This is a genomic window from Kouleothrix sp. 19917 (assembly GCF_057073505.1).
Window position 1 is genome coordinate 394,763 of sequence record NZ_CP097099.1, and the last position, 17,603, is coordinate 412,365.

13 protein-coding genes and 1 tRNA gene are annotated in these 17,603 nt (G+C 63.2%); 6 read left to right on the plus strand and 8 right to left on the minus strand.

Annotated elements, in window-relative coordinates:
- The first annotated feature begins 142 nt into the window (after nt 1–142).
- From M1P90_RS01590 to M1P90_RS01600, 3 genes are all read left to right on the plus strand, one after another.
- Complete coding sequence (locus M1P90_RS01590) at nt 143–1,162, plus strand: thiamine pyrophosphate-dependent dehydrogenase E1 component subunit alpha (protein ID WP_483700902.1); 1,020 nt, start codon at nt 143–145, stop codon at nt 1,160–1,162.
- Nucleotides 1,163–1,344: 182 nt separating this feature from the next.
- Nucleotides 1,345–2,328, plus strand: coding sequence for an alpha-ketoacid dehydrogenase subunit beta (locus tag M1P90_RS01595; RefSeq protein WP_483700904.1), 984 nt, complete (start codon nt 1,345–1,347; stop codon nt 2,326–2,328).
- Between the two features lie 169 nt (nt 2,329–2,497).
- A complete protein-coding gene (locus tag M1P90_RS01600; protein WP_483700905.1) occupies nt 2,498–3,769 on the plus strand; it encodes a dihydrolipoamide acetyltransferase family protein in 1,272 nt (423 codons plus the stop codon).
- Between the two features lie 163 nt (nt 3,770–3,932).
- On the opposite strand, the gene M1P90_RS01605 is transcribed toward M1P90_RS01600, so the two are convergent.
- Nucleotides 3,933–5,006 (minus strand): STAS domain-containing protein, encoded by a 1,074-nt coding sequence (locus M1P90_RS01605; protein WP_483700906.1) that lies wholly within the window; start codon nt 5,004–5,006, stop codon nt 3,933–3,935.
- A gap of 206 nt (nt 5,007–5,212) precedes the next feature.
- Between M1P90_RS01605 and M1P90_RS01610 the strand changes: the two genes are divergently transcribed.
- On the plus strand, nt 5,213–6,442 hold the full coding sequence (locus M1P90_RS01610) for a winged helix-turn-helix domain-containing protein (protein WP_483700907.1): 1,230 nt from the start codon (nt 5,213–5,215) through the stop codon (nt 6,440–6,442).
- A gap of 204 nt (nt 6,443–6,646) precedes the next feature.
- Nucleotides 6,647–7,606 (plus strand): STAS domain-containing protein, encoded by a 960-nt coding sequence (locus M1P90_RS01615; protein ID WP_483704735.1) that lies wholly within the window; start codon nt 6,647–6,649, stop codon nt 7,604–7,606.
- A gap of 53 nt (nt 7,607–7,659) precedes the next feature.
- Here the strand turns inward: M1P90_RS01615 and M1P90_RS01620 are convergent, their stop codons facing one another.
- Both M1P90_RS01620 and M1P90_RS01625 read right to left on the minus strand, forming a co-directional pair.
- The gene (locus tag M1P90_RS01620; protein WP_483700908.1) at nt 7,660–10,128 is read right to left on the minus strand and encodes a DNA polymerase domain-containing protein; all 2,469 of its coding nucleotides are present in this window, start codon (nt 10,126–10,128) and stop codon (nt 7,660–7,662) included.
- Nucleotides 10,125–11,171, minus strand: a complete 1,047-nt coding sequence (locus M1P90_RS01625) for a LacI family DNA-binding transcriptional regulator (RefSeq protein ID WP_483700909.1) — start codon at nt 11,169–11,171, stop codon at nt 10,125–10,127. The genes M1P90_RS01620 and M1P90_RS01625 overlap by 4 nt, the downstream gene beginning before the upstream one ends.
- Before the next feature lie 246 nt (nt 11,172–11,417).
- Between M1P90_RS01625 and M1P90_RS01630 the strand changes: the two genes are divergently transcribed.
- Nucleotides 11,418–13,904 (plus strand): beta-glucosidase, encoded by a 2,487-nt coding sequence (locus M1P90_RS01630; RefSeq protein ID WP_483700910.1) that lies wholly within the window; start codon nt 11,418–11,420, stop codon nt 13,902–13,904.
- 52 nt (nt 13,905–13,956) lie between these two features.
- On the opposite strand, the gene M1P90_RS01635 is transcribed toward M1P90_RS01630, so the two are convergent.
- From M1P90_RS01635 to M1P90_RS01655, 5 genes are all read right to left on the minus strand, one after another.
- Nucleotides 13,957–14,033 (minus strand) — tRNA-Val (locus M1P90_RS01635).
- A 60-nt stretch (nt 14,034–14,093) separates the two neighbouring features.
- Entirely contained in the window at nt 14,094–14,747 is a 654-nt protein-coding gene (locus M1P90_RS01640; RefSeq protein ID WP_483700911.1) for a M23 family metallopeptidase, read from the minus strand.
- Nucleotides 14,744–15,781, minus strand: coding sequence for a glucosaminidase domain-containing protein (locus M1P90_RS01645; RefSeq protein WP_483700912.1), 1,038 nt, complete (start codon nt 15,779–15,781; stop codon nt 14,744–14,746). The genes M1P90_RS01640 and M1P90_RS01645 overlap by 4 nt, the downstream gene beginning before the upstream one ends.
- Nucleotides 15,781–16,299 carry a hypothetical protein gene (locus M1P90_RS01650; RefSeq protein WP_483700913.1) on the minus strand — a complete coding sequence of 173 codons (519 nt, stop codon included), beginning with the start codon at nt 16,297–16,299 and terminating at the stop codon, nt 15,781–15,783. Before M1P90_RS01650 ends, M1P90_RS01645 begins: the two co-directional genes overlap by 1 nt.
- 283 nt (nt 16,300–16,582) lie before the next feature.
- Nucleotides 16,583–17,509, minus strand: coding sequence for an eIF2B alpha/beta/delta subunit family protein (locus tag M1P90_RS01655; protein WP_483700914.1), 927 nt, complete (start codon nt 17,507–17,509; stop codon nt 16,583–16,585).
- Nucleotides 17,510–17,603 lie beyond the last annotated feature (94 nt).

Sequence of the window (17,603 nt, forward strand, 5' to 3'; positions counted from 1 at the left end):
CCCATCTGAAGATGCGCCATCAGTGCTGATGGCAGCCCGGCGCGCCGCCTTCCCAGGCCGGTGTTGCCGCGCCGCCGTTCACGCCCACGATGCTGCCATCATCGAGGCGTTTTTTATTGTCTGAGTCCGAAGGAGTACTCACATGACGATAGCCCCCCATCGATCTGCGCTTGCCGTTTCCAGCCCGCCCGACGGCGTCGATGAAGCGACCCTGCTGGAGATGTATCGCTATATGGTGCTGGCCCGCGCGCTCGACGAGCGCATGTGGCTGCTGAACCGTTCCGGCAAAGCGCCCTTTGTGATTTCCTGCCAGGGCCACGAGGCGGCGCAGGTTGGCGCGGCGTTTGCGCTCATCCGCGACAAAGATTTCACCCTGCCCTACTACCGTGGCCTCGCCACCGTGCTGGTTATGGGCATGACGCCGCGCGAGGTGATGCTGGCGATCTTCGCCCGCGCCGCCGACCCTTCCAGCGGCGGGCGGCAGATGCCCGCGCACTACGGCCACCGCGCCCGCAGAATTGTCACGCAATCCAGCCCCGTTGGCACGCAGATCGCGCACGCCGCCGGCATTGGCCTTGCCGAAAAGATTCGCGGCGGCGACGCGGTTGCCTGGGTGTCGTTTGGCGAAGGCACTACCAGCCAGGGCGATTTCCACGAAGGTATCAACCTCGCGGCGGTGCACAAGCTGCCGGTGATCTTCCAGTGTGAAAATAACGACTACGCGATTTCGGTGCCAATGAGCCAGCAGATGGCGGTCAAGAGCGTGGCCGACCGTGGGCCGGCCTATGGCATCCCCGGCATCAGGGTCGACGGCACCGACGTGCTGGCAACCTACTGCGTCACGCGCACCGCCGTCGAGCGCGCCCGCGCCGGCGAAGGCCCCACCCTGGTCGAAGCGCATTGCGTGCGCCTGACCCCGCACTCCAGCGACGACAACGACCGCACCTACCGCCCCGCCGCCGAGCTGAAAAGCCTGCGCACGCACGACCCGGTCGCCAACTTCCGCGAGTATTTGCGCGAGCAGGGCGTGCTCGACGACCCGGCCGACCACGAGCTGCGCGCCCGCATCAAGCACGACGTCGATGATGCGACGACTTTTGCCGAGCAGGCACCCTTGCCCGAGGCCGGCACGCTGATGCGCCACGTCTATGCCGATTCGTGATATCGCTTCCGTTCGCACGTACTCAGCGATATGATGATGCAGGCCGTATATCAAGACTTGTCATCGTACTTGTGTAGTTTTCCGCGCTGCGCGCGGAAAACTACACATGAAAATAATCAAGTACCTTGCTGCCGCAGGCTAAAACGCTACAACGTATGTTTTTGTAGAATGAGAATAAATATATGCCAGAAATAACTCTGCTTGAGTCGATTCGCCAGGGTCTCGACGAAATGATGGCGAACGACCCGCGCATTTTCGTGTTTGGCGAAGATGTGGGCAAGCGCGGTGGCGTTTTTCGCGTCACCGAGGGCTTGTACGACAAATACGGTGCCCAGCGTATCATCGACTCGCCATTGGCGGAGAGTGTGATCGTTGGTGCGGCAATCGGCGCGGCCATGAACGATACCCTGCCAGTTGCCGAAATCCAGTTTGCCGATTTCATTGCGCCGGCCTTCAACCAGATTGTGCAGGAGGCCGCGCGCATCCGCTACCGCTCGAACGGCGACTGGAGCGTGCCAATGGTCATTCGCGCCCCGTACGGCGGCGGCATCCATGGCGCGCTCTACCACTCGCAAAGCATCGAGGCATTTTTCTGCCACGTCCCCGGCCTCAAGGTTGTCGCGCCCGCCACGCCCTACGACGCCAAGGGCCTGCTGAAAAGCGCAATCGAAGATCCCGACCCTGTGCTGTTTCTTGAGCACAAAAAGTGCTACCGCCTGATCAAAGGCGACGTGCCGTTTGAGGATTATCGCGTGCCAATCGGCAAAGCCGACATCAAGCGCGCCGGCCGCGACCTGACGGTGATCACCTATGGTCTGATGCTGCACTACAGCCTGGAAGCCGCCGATGAGCTGGCCGGCGAAGGAATTGATGTGGAAGTGGTCGACCTGCGCTCGCTGCGCCCGCTCGACACCGACACCATCATGGCGAGCGTGCGCCGCACCAGCAAGGTTCTCATTGTGCACGAAGACAACCTGACGGGCGGCCTTGGCGGCGAAATTTCCGCGCTGATCAGCCAGCACGCTTTTGAGTACCTGGACGCGCCAATCATGCGCGTGTGCGCGCCCGAGGTGCCCGCGATGCCCTACAGCAAGCCGCTGGAAGAAGCGTTTATGCCTTCGCCCGCGCGCATCGCCGATGCCATGCGTAAGCTGGCAGCATACTGAAGCCTGTTTCGAGCGATCATAAACCACCAAGACACGAAGGCACAAAGGTTTGAAAAGTGACTGAGGCGCGGGAGCACTCGCAGCAAACGCGATCTTGGTGTCTTGGTGACTTGGTGGTAACGTTCAGACAAACGTGTGCATTAACTGTGCTCTGCTATCAGGAGAATGTATGCCCACCGAGATCAAGATGCCGCAGCTGGGCGAAAGCGTTACCGAGGGGACGATCGGGCGCTGGCTCAAGCGGCCGGGCGAGCATGTTGAGAAATACGAGCCGCTGCTCGAAGTCACCACCGACAAAGTGGATACCGAGGTACCCGCGCCCGAGGCCGGCGTGCTGCGCTCGATTGCCGTGCCGGAAGGGCAGACGGTAAAAGTCGGCACACTGCTGGCGGTGCTCGATTCCGAAGGGAATGGCGTGGCCGCGCCGGCCCCTGCTGCCGCGACCGCCCCGGCCGCCATTCCCGAGGCCGCGCCCACCAGCGGCGCGCAGGGCTTTGTGTCGCCGGTGGTAGCGCGCCTCGCCGCCGAGCACAACCTCGATCTGGCGCGCATTGCCGGCACCGGGCAGGGCGGCCGCGTCACCAAGCAGGATGTGCTGAAATATATAGAGTCGCGCGCGACCGCTGCGCCAGCCGCGCAACCCGCGCCCCTTGCTCCAGCGCCTGTTGCTCCAGCGCCTGCCCCGGTTCAAGCTGCTCCCGCCCCAGCACCTGCGCCAGCCGCCGCTTCTGCGCCCGCCGCCATCCCCGACGACGCCGAAATCATCCCGGTCTCGCCAATGCGGCGCTCGATTGCCGAGCATATGGTTGCGTCGCGCCGCACCGCGCCGCACGTCACCACCGTGTTCGAGCTGGATGTGAGCAAGATTGTCGCGCACCGCGAGCGCCGCAAAGCCGATTTTGCGCGGCAGGGCGTGAAGCTGACCTTTACGCCCTACTTTGTGCAGGCGGCGGTTGCGGCGCTGCAAGCCGTGCCAATGGTGAATGGCAGCTATGGCGAGCAGGGCATTGTGCTGAACCGGCGCATCAATGTCGGCGTGGCGGTTGCGCTTGATGAAGGTTTGATTGTGCCGGTGCTGCGCGACGCCGACGAGAAGAACCTGCTGGGCCTGGCCCGCGCGGTGAACGACCTGGCCGAGCGCGCGCGCACCCGGCGGCTCAAGCCCGACGAAACGCGTGACGGCACCTTCACCATCACCAACCACGGCGTGAGCGGCAGCCTGTTCGCCACGCCGATCATCAACCAGCCGCAGGCCGCGATCATGGGCATTGGCGCGATTCAGAAGCGCGCCGTGGTGATCTCGCAGGGCGGGGTGGACGCAATCGCGATCCGCCCGATGTGCTATGTCTCGCTCACAATCGACCACCGCCTGCTCGACGGCGCGTCAGCCGATGCGTTTTTGCAGGTAGTAAAAACGACGATTGAAGGGTTTGAGGAATAGGCCAGTTCAGGGGTCAGGGGTCAGAAATCAGGAGTCAGAAGAGTTCACGGAATGATTTTGGGCCACAGTGTTCACAAAGATCACCAAGCTGCGAGCATCTTTCTCAGTGATCTCGGTGTTCTCTGTGGCTCAATTGTTCAGTTGCCATTCCTCGCATTTCGCGCTAGCTCAGCGCCGACTGCAAGTCCATTGCCGTGCGCATGCTGTTGAGATGGATGCCCAGCCCAACGATTGCCTGCGCCACCTCGGGCCGCACGCCCACCAGCGTGACATCTGCGCCAAGCAAGCCGGCCGCCTGCACGACGCTGATCAATCCTTGCGCCACCATCGTATCCACCAGCGGCACGCCCGTGATGTCGAGAATGAGCTTGCGCGCCGCCGAACGCTGGAGCGCATTCAGCGTTTCTTCCTGCAACTGCGCCAGGCGCGTCGTATCGAGCACGCCCACCAGTGGCACGACCAGCGTGCTTTTCGAAACCGGAATAACCGGCATACTCAGCTCGCGAATGGCGTTGCGCTGCTGTTCGACTTCATGCAGCAGGCGGGTTTGCTCGGCGGCGTGCTGCTCCATCGCTTGCAGTGCCTGTGCCAGCTCAGCGGTGCGCTGCTCAACCAGGGTTTCCAGGCCGGCCTTGGCCTGGTTCAGCTCGTGGGCGGTTGCTTCGATCTGGGCGCGCGCCACTTCTAATTTACGCAGCGCGTTGCGGGTGCTGGTTGCGCCCATGAAGCTCAGCAACCCGCCAGTGAACAAAAGCAGGGCGTTGCCAAAAATAGTCTGATAGCCTTGTGGAGCATTCAGCGGGTTTTCGGGCAGCGCAAAAACCATAATCCCGACCGTTGCGAGCTCGCCGATCAGCACCGGCCAGATCTGCCACGGCTTCAGGCACACGCTGGCAATCAGAATGGGCAAGATCAGGAAAAATGGCGCAATCGAGAGCGAGCCAGTCATAATGGTTGGAATAGCGATGCTGACCGTCAGCAGCGAGATAAAAAGTGTTGCCGCTGTGGTTACCCAGCCCTTGCGCGCCAGAATAATCGTGACGATATACGTTACCACCGCGACATTGATTGCCCCAATGATAATACTGTTCACCTGCTTCTCGTAAATCTGGATCGGGAAGAATAATAGTGCCACACATGTCATGTTCAGTGCCAGCATAATCACATTGCGCCCAGCGCGGCGCGCTTGTTCATCAGGGTGATTAACGCGCAGCAGCCAGTGTCGAAAATTTTGCATGCTCCACTCCGTGCAGAAACAAACCCGGCACTCAGCAAATTAACTCCAAATGTCAGCTCATTATCCCTGCCCAGCAATGGTGCGGTAGCGGGTAGTATCATAGCAATTTGGTAGCAGAATAAACACTGCGCGCATTCATACGAGCGGCGCGCTGTGCACAGATGTTCTGCTATAATGGCGCGGTTCGCACAGAAGAAAGATGTGCCATGCAACTTTCGCACGCCGCCGCGCAGGCGCTGATGCTCGGCGCGCAGGGTTTATTGCGCCGGCCTCAACGCCCTGCCACCAAAGCCGATCTGCTTGCGACCATTCGGCACATGCACGTGCTGCAGATCGACACGATTCATGTTGTGGCGCGCAGCCCGTACCTTGTGCTGTGGAGCAGGCTGGGCGATTTTCGCCCCGAATGGCTGACGGATTTGCTGGCCGAAGGCGCGCTGTTCGAATATTGGTCGCATGCCATGTGCTTCCTGCCGATAGCAGATTACCCGCTGTATCGCCGCGTGATGCTGGAAGCTGTTCGCACCAACGACCGGCCGGTGAAATGGGCGCTTAAATGGTTGCAGGCGCATCCGCAGGTGGCGGAACAGGTGCGCACCCACCTGCATCAGAATGGCGCGGTGCGTTCGGCCGAGTTCGAAAACAAGAATCACGTCGCGGGCGGCTGGTGGAACTGGAAGGAAGAAAAGGACGCGCTCGAATCGCTGCTTATCACTGGTGAGCTGATGATCGCGGGCCGCCATAACTTTCAGCGGATCTACGATCTGCGCGAGCGCGTGCTGCCTACTTGGGACGATACCCAGGCGCCACCGGTTGAACAGGTTCGGCGCACAATGGCGCTGCGGGCCGTGCGGGCGCTTGGCGTCACGAATGCCGCCTGGGTGGCCGATTATTTCCGCACCGCCCAGCGCGCTACTATGCCCTTGCTGCCCGCGCTGGCTGCGGAAGGTGAGTTGATAAAAGTACAGGTAGAAGGCTGGGACGGCCCGGGTTACATTCACCCCGACAACCTCGCGCTGGCCAAGGCTGCCGCGGCTGGCACGCTTGTACCCGAACTGACCACGCTGCTGTCGCCGTTCGACCCGCTGGTGTGGGATCGCGCGCGGGCGCTGGCGATGTTTGGCTTCGACTACCGGATTGAGTGCTACACGCCCGCGCCCAAACGCCGCTACGGCTATTTCACGCTGCCGATCCTCTGGCGCGGCCAGATCATCGGTCGTCTCGACCCGAAAGCACACCGCAAAGAGGGTCGCTTTGAAGTCAAGGCCATTCACCTTGAGCCGGGCGTGCCAGTCAGCGATGCGCTGGTAAGCGACCTTGCGGCGGCGCTGCGCGCGTTTGCCGCCTGGCACGCCACGCCCGCAATCGATGTGCGCTGGTCGGACCCACCTGAGCTGGCGGCGCTCGTAAACGCGGCTTTGGCCCAAAACGCATAGTCTGCGTACCAGCACACTGCGTAACAACCTTGTTTTACAGCCTTCCCGCAGCCTGGGCCTTGCTCGGGCTGTTTTGTTGCCAAACTGCTTCGATCTAGCTGCTAACTGTAATCATTTACAACACAGGCGATGTGCTAGACTGCGGCCGAACTCCCCATGCGGGTGCAGGTAGTGTGGTTTCAGAAAAGGATAAGTGCGGTGAACATGACACGTCGGCAAAGTGTGATAGGTATTTTGTCCTTGCTCGCGCTGGTTGGGGTGCTGGCGATAGTGATTGGCATATCCAGCGGCGAACGTACACGCTGGGATTATCTTAGCTCCGACATTGGGGTTGTTGTGGGCTCGATTTTCCTGCTGTACCTCTACCTGCGTGGGTACGAACAAATACGCTATGTGGTCATTGTTCTCATTACGCTGATGGCCGGCTTTCTGATGAACGAACCCTATCTCACCCAAACGGCGTCGCTCGCACTCTTTGTGCCTGCCATCATCGCTATGATTATGGCCGAACCTATCTGGGTTTTTGGTAGCTCAGTAACGCTGCTGCTTATTCTGCTGGTGCGCGCCCAGTTCCATGGGGCCTATACCGATCCGTTCACGCTATTAATTTTTGTCTTAACGCTGGGTGGTATGCTGGCGGCGCACATGGTTACGCGCACGACGCAAAAACTCGCCGAAGAAAATAACGCGCGTGTTGAAGAGCAGAAGAACGAGCTGACGGCCCAGGCTGCTGAGCTGGGGGCGGCAAATGAAAAGCTTCAGCAGCAGCTTGCGCAGCAGCGCCAGTTGCTCGAGCTGGTCGAGACGCTGGAAACGCCGGCGGTTTCGATTGCGAACGATGTGCTGCTGGCGCCAATTGCCGGGCATGTCGATCAGCGGCGCGCGCAGGCGCTTTCCAACAACCTGCTTCAGCAAGCTGCCGAGCGCCACTGCCGGCTGGTTATTCTTGATATTGCGGGTGTTTCGGCAATGGATACCGCCGTCATTAGTTTGCTCATGAATATTGCGCAGGCGCTGCGGCTGCTGGGCTGCGAAGTCATTATGAGCGGGATTTCGGCGGAAGTGGCGATTATGCTCACGCAGCTGAATATTTCGCTGCCAGTGCGCACGGTGCGCAGCCCGCACGAGGCACTGGTGGCGTACAGCGGGGTTTCGCAGAATTAAGCCGGGCGGGCTTTCCTGGCGCGAGGGGCGGCGCGGTGCTGCCCCTCGCGTTTTTATGTGTCTGGCTCGCTGGTGCAGCGAATCCAGCGCGGCTCGATCTGCTCGATGGGCTGGTCGAATAGCCCAAGCTGCGTGCTTTCGCGAAAGATCTGCGCGAAATCTTCGGGCGCGAAGGCTTTGCGCAAGCGCCCGGCGTAGGATGTTACCAGCACTTGCAGGTAGTGATCGACGTCATAGTCGCGCCGGTCGTCGTGATCCACGGCAGCGGGAAAGGCTTCCTCCAGCCAATCGCTGCTTGCCTCACCCTCATCGCCTTCGTCAGCTGCGCCACCTTCGCCAACTTGGTCGATATCTTCGCGCTCGTCGGGCAGCCAGACATAGCCACCACCCTGGGCTTTGAAACAGCGCACACGCTGGCCCGGCTGCCATTGGGCTTGCCCGGCGGCGATGAGCGCCTCGTAGGCGGCTTCTTTATGGCTGCTGCGCGTGGCGAGGTAGGTTTCGGGCGATTTCGAGAGCCGCACGCGCGTGGCCAGCTCGGCGGCGGGCAGCTCGCGCATGCGGATGGCGTGGGCCACCTGCTCGTAGCTGGCGCGCAGCCCGGCCACATCGCCCACCAGCGCGCAGCGCAGCGCCTGCTGCAAAAAGCGCACGCCAAACGGCTCGGCGCGGCTCGAGCGCAGCGCCACGCCCCGCACGATCAGCTGGCCGTCGTAGGTCAGCAGCGCGTAGTTCTTGACCTCATGCGACAGCATTGCGGCGTAGCGCCCTTCGTATTCCAGGCGAATGCCGGCTGGCAGCGTCGCGCCGATTTCGGCCACCAGCGCGCGTTCCTGCGCTGCGCCCCAGCTGCGCGGCGCGGCAAAATACACGCCGTCGGTGTCACCCTCGATCAGCGCCATGCCACGCGCACGCAGCTCGCCGACCACATGATCAAGCACTTCGCGCCCGCGCCGCGTCACTTCGTCGGCGGCGCTGCGGTCGGCAAACAGAGCCATCTCGCCCGCGCCCATGTAGCCGTAGGCCGAGTTGATGATCAATTTCATGGCGGCTTGCAGCGCGTGGTGATGATGCGCCTCGGGCGATCCGGGCGTGGTTTGCCGCGCTGCGTCTTTGTGGTGCAGGCGCAGGTCGGTCAGGCGCTCGACCACGCGCAGCAGCGCGTGAATGCGGTCGCAGGCCGGGCCGATCTGGTAGGTGCGCATCAGCGACGGGTAGAGCGAGGCAATGTCGGCCTTCACCACATGCTCGGCGATCCCGGCGGCAAACAGGTAGAGCGCGCCGCCGGTGTGCGGCGGCAGGCCGTGTTCGTGCTGCTGGCGCGGCAGCGCGGCCCTGGCGCGCAGGTAGGCGCGCACGAGGATCGGTTCGAGAATACCCATGGCCGGCCCGGCTGCGGCCACTCGCTCGTAGCGGCGCGGCGCCATGCCGGCCAGCGCGAAAGGTGCGCCCAGCAGCTGGCGCGACAGGCCATCGACCTCGGCCACGTCGTCGAGGGCGTAGCGCCGCACGCGCTCGGGGTCGCTGCGGTAGGTGGAAAAAATTTCGCTGCCGGCCAGGTAGGTGCGCTCGGGGCTGGCAATGCCAAACACGCGCGCCACGTCTTTCAGGCGGTGGCTGGGCAGGTCGCGCGCCACGAAGTCGTGCCGGCGCACCGCGTCCATGGTGTCGATCAGCTCGCGCCCGGCCACGGTATAGCGCGCGCGCCGCCGCCCCGAGTAGTGCGAGGCCGGCATGTCGTTGTAGCGCTCCAGCAGCGCCGGGCCAGGCTTGCGCCCCAACGCGAGCGGCACGCCCAGATCGGCGGCACGCGCTTCCAGAAACGGCATGTCGAAGCCAAACAGGTTGTGGTTTTCGATCACATCAGGGTCGCGTGCCCGCACCAGCGCGCACAGGTCGGCGATCAGCGCGGCTTCGTCGGCCGGGCTGGGCGCGTCGAGGATGTGCGCCAGGCCCTGGCTGTCGCGCACCGCCGCCATGAAGATGCGCCCGCTGCCTGGATCGAGCGCGGTGGTCTCGAAGTCGATCTGCATGCGATGCAGCTCGGCATAGGCCATGCCACGAAAGTACACGCGCCCGGTCTGCATCAGGTATTGTTCGACTGTGCCGACGCGGTAGTAGTCGTCGAGTTCGTACAGGCTATTGATCGCCCGGCCAAGCCGCCGCTGCGCGCCCGCCAGCAGAGTGCGCTCCAGCGCGCGCCCGCTGCTCGCCGAGATCAGGAAGCGATATGAGCCGGCCGGCCCGTCGAGTTCCTGGTAGGTGATCGGGGCGCGCTCGGCGGCCGCAGTGTCGGTTGCGGCGATGCTGCCCGCCAGCGGCCCCAGGTCGTCGAGCGTGGTGGCAAACAGCCATGGGCGGAACTGGGCGCGCTCGCAGCGCAGCCGCCCTTCCACACGCCGCCACACCAGCGCGCGCCCTTCGCGGTCGGCCCACACCGACACAATGCCCGGCGTCGGGTCCCAGCCAAACAGCGCTTCGTCGTCGGCGGCAATCGGTGGGTAGGCGGCTGCGTGGCTCATGCCGACTCGCGCACAACAATTTCGGGCTCGAGCAGCCGGATGGGCGGGGTGGCGATTTGCACGCCCTGGATCAGGGCATGAAAGGTTTCGGCAGTTACATCAATGCCCGCCACGTCGCCCTTATGCACCGAGGTCAGGCGTGGGCGCAGCAGCGTGCCAAGCGGCAGGTTATCGGCCCCAACAATCGCAACATCATGTGGGATCGCCAGACCGGCGTCGAGCAGCGCGCGCATCAGCAGCATCGCGTATTCGTCGTTGTAGGCAAACACTGCGCTCGGGCGCGGCCCCTGCTTCCAGCGCGCGGCCAAGAGCGCCGCTTCAGCCTCGTCAAACGCCATATCCACGCGCTCAACCGCAACGCCGCGTGGCTGCGCAACCCGCTCCATGCCATTCAGCCGCTCAAGCCCCAGCCCCAGCACGCCCACTTCGCGCGGCACAATCGCGGCAAGCTGGCGGTGCCCCGCACCGAGCAGGTACTCAGCCGCGCACGCGCCCACATCCGAATCGTTGTTCAGCAGCGTTGGCGCAAGCTCCGAGGGGTGTTCGCTCAGCACAATAATTGCGCGGGTGCCAGCCGTGCGCAGCAGCGCAATCGCTTCGGGCGAAACGCGCCCTGCCTCGACCAGCAGCCCAACTGGCCGCAGCGAAGCCCACACACGCGCCGCTTCCAACCCCTGCGCCCGCGCGTCGACATGGTAGATAAACGTGTAGCCCAGCGCGCCCAGCCGCGCCGCCAGCCCTTCGTAGAAGCGCGTGATCATTGGGCCAGTGGGCAGCGCCATTTGGGGGAAAAGAATGATCGTGCTGGTTCCAGAGCGCAGCGAGCGTGCCATGGCGTGGGCAGTGTAGCCAAGCTCGGCCGCAGCCGCGCGCACGCGTTCCTGGGTTTCTTCGCTCACGCGCCCGCTGGCAGTGTTGTTGAGCACGTAGGACACGGTGGCCTGCGACACCCCGGCGCGCCGCGCAACGTCGACGCTGGTGGGCGGGCGTTTGGGCGGTGCGGGCTGTTTTTCGTGCGGGCTGTGCGGCTGTTCTTCGGCCATGAACCCCTTCCTCCAGGCGCCTGCAGTCTCAGCCGCCCGCCCGTATTATACGTGTTTGGTGGCTGCCTCACAACTTGCAGCACGAGTACCGCAATAGATGCTTGACATTTGCGAATGCGGGTTTATACTCTGGTTATACGTATAACTTCTTCGCGAACCTCGCAATTCGAACATATGCCGGCAGAAAACGATGCAGCCTCGTTCCGGCCTTGTGGTGCCGGCGCAGCGTGCCAAAGGAGCACTTCCATGATTGAAGAACAGGCCCTTCCCAGCACCGAAGAGCGCATTGAGTCGCTGCTTGACGCAATGACACTGGAAGAGCAGGTGGCGCTGCTGGCCGGCGCCGATTTCTGGACCACCGTGCCAATCGAGCGGCTTGGCATCCCGGCCATCAAAGTCAGCGACGGCCCAAACGGCGCGCGCGGCGGCGGCAGCCTGGTGGGCGGCGTCAAGGCGGCCAGCTTCCCGGTTGGTATCGCCCTGGCTGCTAGCTGGAACCCGGCGCTGGTGGCTCGCATTGGGCAGGCGCTGGCCGAAGAGGCGCTTTCCAAAGGCGCGCGCGTGCTGCTTGCGCCCACCGTCAACATTCACCGCTCGACGCTGAATGGCCGCAACTTCGAATGCTACTCAGAAGATCCGCACCTCACCGCGCGGCTGGCGGTCGGTTACATTCAGGGCTTGCAGCAAAATGGCGTTAGCGCAACCGTCAAGCATTTTGTTGGCAACGAGTCGGAGTTCGAGCGCATGACAATCAGCTCCGAGATCGACGAGCGCACCCTGCGCGAGATGTACCTGCCGCCCTTCGAGGCTGCGGTGAAAGAAGCCAAAACCTGGGCGCTGATGTCGTCGTACAACAAGCTCAACGGCACCTATGTCAGCGAGCGCCCCGACATTCTGATCGATTTGCTGAAGGACGAATGGGGCTTCGACGGCGTGGTGATCTCGGATTGGTTCGCCACGCACAGCACCGCGCCCGCGCAGAATGGCGGCCTCGACCTTGAAATGCCTGGCCCAAGTCGCTTCCGTGGCGCGGCGCTGGTGGCGGCAGTGGAGTCGGGCGAGGTGCCCGCCGAGCGCGTGCGCGACAGTGCGCGCCGCATTCTGCGCCTGATCGAGCGCGTTGGCGGCTTTGCCGACCCCACCATCCCCGACGAGCAGGCGATCGATCGGCCCGAGCATCGCGCGCTGATCCGCCAGGCCGGCGCTGAGGCTGTGGTGCTGCTGAAGAACGACGCTGTGCTGCCGCTGCGCCCCGAGCAAACGCTGGCCGTGATCGGCCCGAACGCCAAAGTCGCGCAGATCATGGGCGGCGGCAGCGCGCAGGTAAATGCGCACTACCGCGTCAGCCCGTTCGAGGGCATTGCCGCGCAGTCTGCCAGCGCGCCGGGCTACGAGCCGGGCTGCACGAACTACCGGCTTCTGCCGCTACTGCAGTGCGAGCTGGCGATTGAGTATTTCAACAGCCCCGACCTGAGCGGCCCGATGATTGCCAGTGCGCAGCGCTCAGAAGGCGAGATGATGTGGTTTGGCGAAGTCGCACCCGGCGTGGATGCGCGCTCGTTCTCGGCGCGCATAACCGGCACCTACACGCCCGACGAAAGCGGCCAGCACCTGCTCAGCCTGGTGAGCGCAGGCGTTTCGCGCCTGTTTGTCGACGGCCAGCTGGTGATTGACAACTGGGATGCCTGGCAGGCCGGCGATACCTATTTTGGCGGAGGCAGCCAGGAAGCGATTGCGTCGCTTGATCTCGTGGCTGGTCGGCCGTACACGCTAGTGGCCGAATATGGCACGCGCGCAAGCGGCGGTTTCGGCCTCAGCGCGGTGCGCATTGGCGCCACGCGCCCGCTGGGCGAGGATACGATCGAGCGCGCGGTGGCGCTGGCCGCTGCTTCCGACGTGGCGGTGCTATGCGTGGGCCTGAGCAGCGAGTGGGATAGCGAAGGGCAGGATCGCCCGCATATGGACTTGCCGGGCCGCCAGAACGAGCTGATTGCGCGCGTGGCTGCCGCGAACCCGCGCACTGTGGTGCTGCTGCAAACCGGCGGGCCAGTCACCATGCCCTGGCTGGCGGATGTCGCAGCGGTGGTGCAGGCGTGGTATCCCGGCCAGGAGGCTGGCAACGCGATTGCCGATGTGCTGTTTGGTGCGGTCAATCCTTCTGGCAAGCTGCCGCAGACCTTCCCGGCACGCCTGGAAGATAACCCGGCCTATGGCAACTATCCGGGCGCAAACGGCAAAGTCGAATACGCCGAGGGCATTTTCGTCGGCTATCGCCACTACGAGCGCGAGCAGATTGCGCCGCTGTTCCCGTTCGGCTTTGGCCTTTCCTACACCACATTCGAGTACAGCAATCTGCGCCTCAAGCCGGGCCGCTTCGAGCTCAACGAGGTTATTAGCGTGAGCGTTGATGTCACAAACACGGGTGTGCTGGCCGGGCAGGAAATTGTGCAGTTCTATGTGCGCGATCCCGAGGCGCGCGTTGCGCGCCCTGCGAAGGAGCTGAAAGGTTTTGCGAAGGTCGCGCTCGCGCCCGGCCAGTGCGAAACGGTCACGGTGCAGCTGGATCGGCGCGCGCTGGCCTTCTGGGATGTGGAGGCACACGCCTGGCTTGCTGAGGCCGGGGCATTTGAGGTGCTGGTGGGCAGCTCCTCGCAGGATACTCCCCTGCGCGGCAGCTTCCGCCTGGGCGACACAGTGGCGTTTGATGCTGCCTTAACCAGGCCAGCAGAATAGCCAGTTGATACAAAAACGCCGGCCCGCACGTTTTGTGCGGGCCGGCGTTCGTTGGTGGGCGATACTGGACTCGAACCAGTGACCTCGTCGGTGTGAACGACGCGCTCTAGCCAGCTGAGCTAATCGCCCGTGATTGACACGCCGCAGAGTATAGCATAGGTGCGCGGAACCTGCAAATGCAGCGCGCGGTTAGCGCGTGCCGAGGAGCGCGCTGTAATCGAGCGGATTGACGTTGGTGCCATCCTTCCACACCTGGTAATCGAGGTGTGGCCCGCTCGATTCGCCGGTTGCGCCGACATAGCCAATCACGTCGCCGCGCTTGACGGTCTGCCCATCTTCCACAGCAAAACCCTGCAGGTGCGAGTAGCCGGTTTTGAAGTGAATGCCTTCCAGCCAGATATGGTTGCCGGCTGGCCAGGTATTGCTGGCCAGGCGCACAACGCCGTCGTGGGTGGCATACACCGGCTTGCCAAGCGTGCCGGCAGGGTCGGCCTCGCCATCGCCGTTGCCATCGATCGCCAGGTCAACCGCGCCCCAGATTTCGGCCGGCGCGTGCGAGCCAACCCCGTAGCCCTGCGTCATTACGGTGTTGGGCACGCCCAGCGGGTTGATCGCGGGCATGTCGGTGTCGGCAATACCGCGCCCAGTCAGCGGGGCCGCTTCGCCCGAAATGGCCTGCGTCTGCGCGCCCGCGCCGCTTGAGGCCGCCGCGCCGCCATTCCAGGCGCTAATGCGCACCGGGCCGGAGCGCGTTTGCAGCAACAAATAGATCACGCCGACGATGGCAAGCACAAACACAATTTTGCGCATCCCACCCGCCGACGACCAGCCGTCGTTGATCACCGAATAACCCCTTGCCGCCAGTCATCGGCCATGTTCACAACCGAACCGACATAGGCGTCGACATCATTTTCAAAGGAAGGCGCGTAGATCGGAATAACCTGCTCGATGGTTGCGACGCCGCGACCGGTCACGTATTCGTTGGCGATCAGTTTGTACCAGTCTTCGATGCCCGCATCCCAGCTTGGGTAATCGCGGAAGCGACCAAAGCAGGTGGCATAGCCAGCGCAGATAATATTGCCAACATTGTGCGTGCTGCTGCCATCGCCCTTGAGGCCAGCCCAGCCGGGGTTGGTGCCCGCGCTTGATTCGTGGATGAAGAAGGCAAGCGCATAGGCTGGGTCGATGCCATAGCGCTGGCCCATTTCGACCCAGATCGCGCCAGTGCCCTGGGCCGGCGATCCGTAGTGCGCCAGCACTTTGTCGATAAATTGCGGCGAAACGCTTGGCGCGCCCAGCAGTGAGTGCTCGCCGGCCGGCACATTCGCCTGCGCGTTCTTGAACACCGACGACAGTGAGTCGCCCGAAAGCGACGAAACGCCGCCGGTGAATGAGCTGATCACGGTTTGCGCGGGCGTGGTGGCGAACCACACCACCAGCAGGCTCACGGCAGCGACCATGGCCAGCAGCCAGGGCCGGCCGCGCAGGAAGTTGCCCGGCACTTCGTAGGCAGGGCCGCGAGGCGTAGCCATGCGCGCGCCCGGCAGCTCGCGCAGCAGATGATCGGCGTAGTGCAGGTCGGTGGCGCGCTTGGGCAGCGAGTTGCGCAGCGGCTCGGGCGCGCGCGGCGCAAATGACTCAGGCGGAGTTGACAGGCGACCGAGCGGCTCGGGACGGCGTGGCTGTGCCGCAGGTGCAGCGGCGCGCGCGGTGCGCGGGCGAATATCGTCAATATCCTCGAACGGGTCGCGGCGGCCCCCAATCAGCTTTGGCCCTTCGCGCAGCGGCTCGTGCTTCACCTCGAAGCGTGGGCTGGTGCGTTTGGCCTCGGCTGTGGCAGTTTGTGGTTTTCGTTGGCGCGGAGCGTCAGCGCTCATTAGCGATTCCCTTGTGCCAGCGCGGCTTGTTCAGCCGGTGTTGGCAGGCGGAATTCTCCATTTTTATTGAGATAGACCACTTGCTCGTTCCGAACATTCAGTAACAAATCAACATTGCTATCGCCGTCCATGTCGCGCAAACTCAGTGTGACCGGCGTGAGATCTTCGTTTGCGCCAAACAGGTATGGCCCGCTGATCGTGCGCGCTTTGGCGGCATCGCCACCCGGCAGCTCAATAATCACTGCCTGGCGGTTCAGGTTCATTGCCAGCAGGTGGGTTGGCTGCCCCTGCGCTTCGTTATGCCCCACAAACGCTTCAAGCTGCGTGGTGCGCGGCCGGCCATAGCGAAAATCGTCGATCAGGGTTTGCGCCTTGCCCAGCGCCAGGCTCACAAACAGGTAAATCGCCACGGCTGCCAGCAGCAGCGTCACGGCATAAACGGCACTATACAGGCGCTGCGTCGTTGGCTGAAGGCGCGCCCGCGTGGCGGGGCGCAACGTTTTCTGCGTGATTGCCATGGCCGAAACTCCTCACCTGGGCAGGCGCTGCCCGCGGCGCTGCCGCCGCCGACAGAGCGAGTGCCGCTCGAATCCTGGTTGGGTCGTCGTTGGTGAGGATTATTATAATAGAACATGTGTTCTAAGTCAAGGGCCATGTGCGGCATTTTCGAGATTGCTTTTCTGCGTCAGAATGCGTAGCAGACGGTAGTATACCATATTCGAACATCACCAGCACGACCGACGGTTCGACGCCGGCAGGGCCGAAAATGTTGCGCCCCAGAAGGATATTTTAAACGCTGTTTTAATAGACCGTTTCGGCCGAGTAGTGCGACAGCGCCGGGTGCAGCCGTGTGGCGGCCAGCCACGCCTCGATTGCGGCAATCGGCAAAATGCCCTGCTCGGTCACAATGCCCGAAAGCAGCTCAAGCGGCGTGAAGTCGAACGGCAGCTCGCTCAGGTTTGGCAGCGCTGCCTGGCGAGTGCCAGTGGCCGGCGCCGCCTCGACTCGGTCGAGCTGGAAGCCGGGCGACAGGAATTTTTCGCTGCCGCAGAGCGTATAGAACGGAACGCCGGCCGCCCGCGCGGCACGGGCCATGGCTTTGGTGCCAGCTTTGTTAATTAATCCCGACGATGTCAGCATATCGACGCCGACGAGCACCAGGTTCGCCCGTTCAATCGCCGCCAGCGCCGCCGCGTCGTCGTAGAGTGTGGCATTCACGCCACAGTTGCGCAGCACCTGGGCGGTCTCACGGCCTTCGCGCCCCGGCTGCGATTCAGCGCAGATCACCTCGATGCGCCGCCCGGCCCGCTGGGCGTGGATCAATGCGTGCTGGATGGTGCTGCTGAATGAAAGCGTGACGATCTTGCTGCCTTCGTCGATCAGGCCCAGCGTTCCCTCGGCAACATGAAGTGCGTGCTGGCGCAGCTGGCGCTTGAATTCCTCGGTGGCCTGGGCAACCGCCTGATGCAGCACGCGCGGCGATTCGCCCTGTTCCATGCGCCACATGACGGTATTGACGAGATTAACCAGCGGGGCCATGACGGTCTGGGCGTGGATCAGTGCCCAGCCGGTCAGCAGAATTTCTCGGCGGAATGCCTCGGCAGAAGGGGCCTGGCCAACCGAAGCGCGCTGGAGCAGAATATCCGCCGCGCGTTCGGCAATTTGGGTTGCTCCCGATCGATTATCGGCTGCAATTTCAGCAATGGCTTGAGTAAACGTCTGTTCCACCACTCGATCTCCTCCCAGCATCACCAGTGTGAACTCGATACCGGGCGATGACCACGCAGGGAGCGTCGTTGCTTGCGTGTTCGGCCTGTCCGAT

Coding starts and splice junctions, on each gene's coding strand:
- M1P90_RS01650 (WP_483700913.1), bottom strand. CDS start 16,299: ATGGCAATCACGCAGAAAACGTTGCGCCCCGCCACGCGGGCGCGCCTT.
- M1P90_RS01615 (WP_483704735.1), top strand. CDS start 6,647: ATGACACGTCGGCAAAGTGTGATAGGTATTTTGTCCTTGCTCGCGCTG.
- M1P90_RS01625 (WP_483700909.1), bottom strand. CDS start 11,171: ATGGCCGAAGAACAGCCGCACAGCCCGCACGAAAAACAGCCCGCACCG.
- M1P90_RS01620 (WP_483700908.1), bottom strand. CDS start 10,128: ATGAGCCACGCAGCCGCCTACCCACCGATTGCCGCCGACGACGAAGCG.
- M1P90_RS01600 (WP_483700905.1), top strand. CDS start 2,498: ATGCCCACCGAGATCAAGATGCCGCAGCTGGGCGAAAGCGTTACCGAG.
- M1P90_RS01605 (WP_483700906.1), bottom strand. CDS start 5,006: ATGCAAAATTTTCGACACTGGCTGCTGCGCGTTAATCACCCTGATGAA.
- M1P90_RS01595 (WP_483700904.1), top strand. CDS start 1,345: ATGCCAGAAATAACTCTGCTTGAGTCGATTCGCCAGGGTCTCGACGAA.
- M1P90_RS01645 (WP_483700912.1), bottom strand. CDS start 15,781: ATGAGCGCTGACGCTCCGCGCCAACGAAAACCACAAACTGCCACAGCC.
- M1P90_RS01590 (WP_483700902.1), top strand. CDS start 143: ATGACGATAGCCCCCCATCGATCTGCGCTTGCCGTTTCCAGCCCGCCC.
- M1P90_RS01630 (WP_483700910.1), top strand. CDS start 11,418: ATGATTGAAGAACAGGCCCTTCCCAGCACCGAAGAGCGCATTGAGTCG.
- M1P90_RS01610 (WP_483700907.1), top strand. CDS start 5,213: ATGCAACTTTCGCACGCCGCCGCGCAGGCGCTGATGCTCGGCGCGCAG.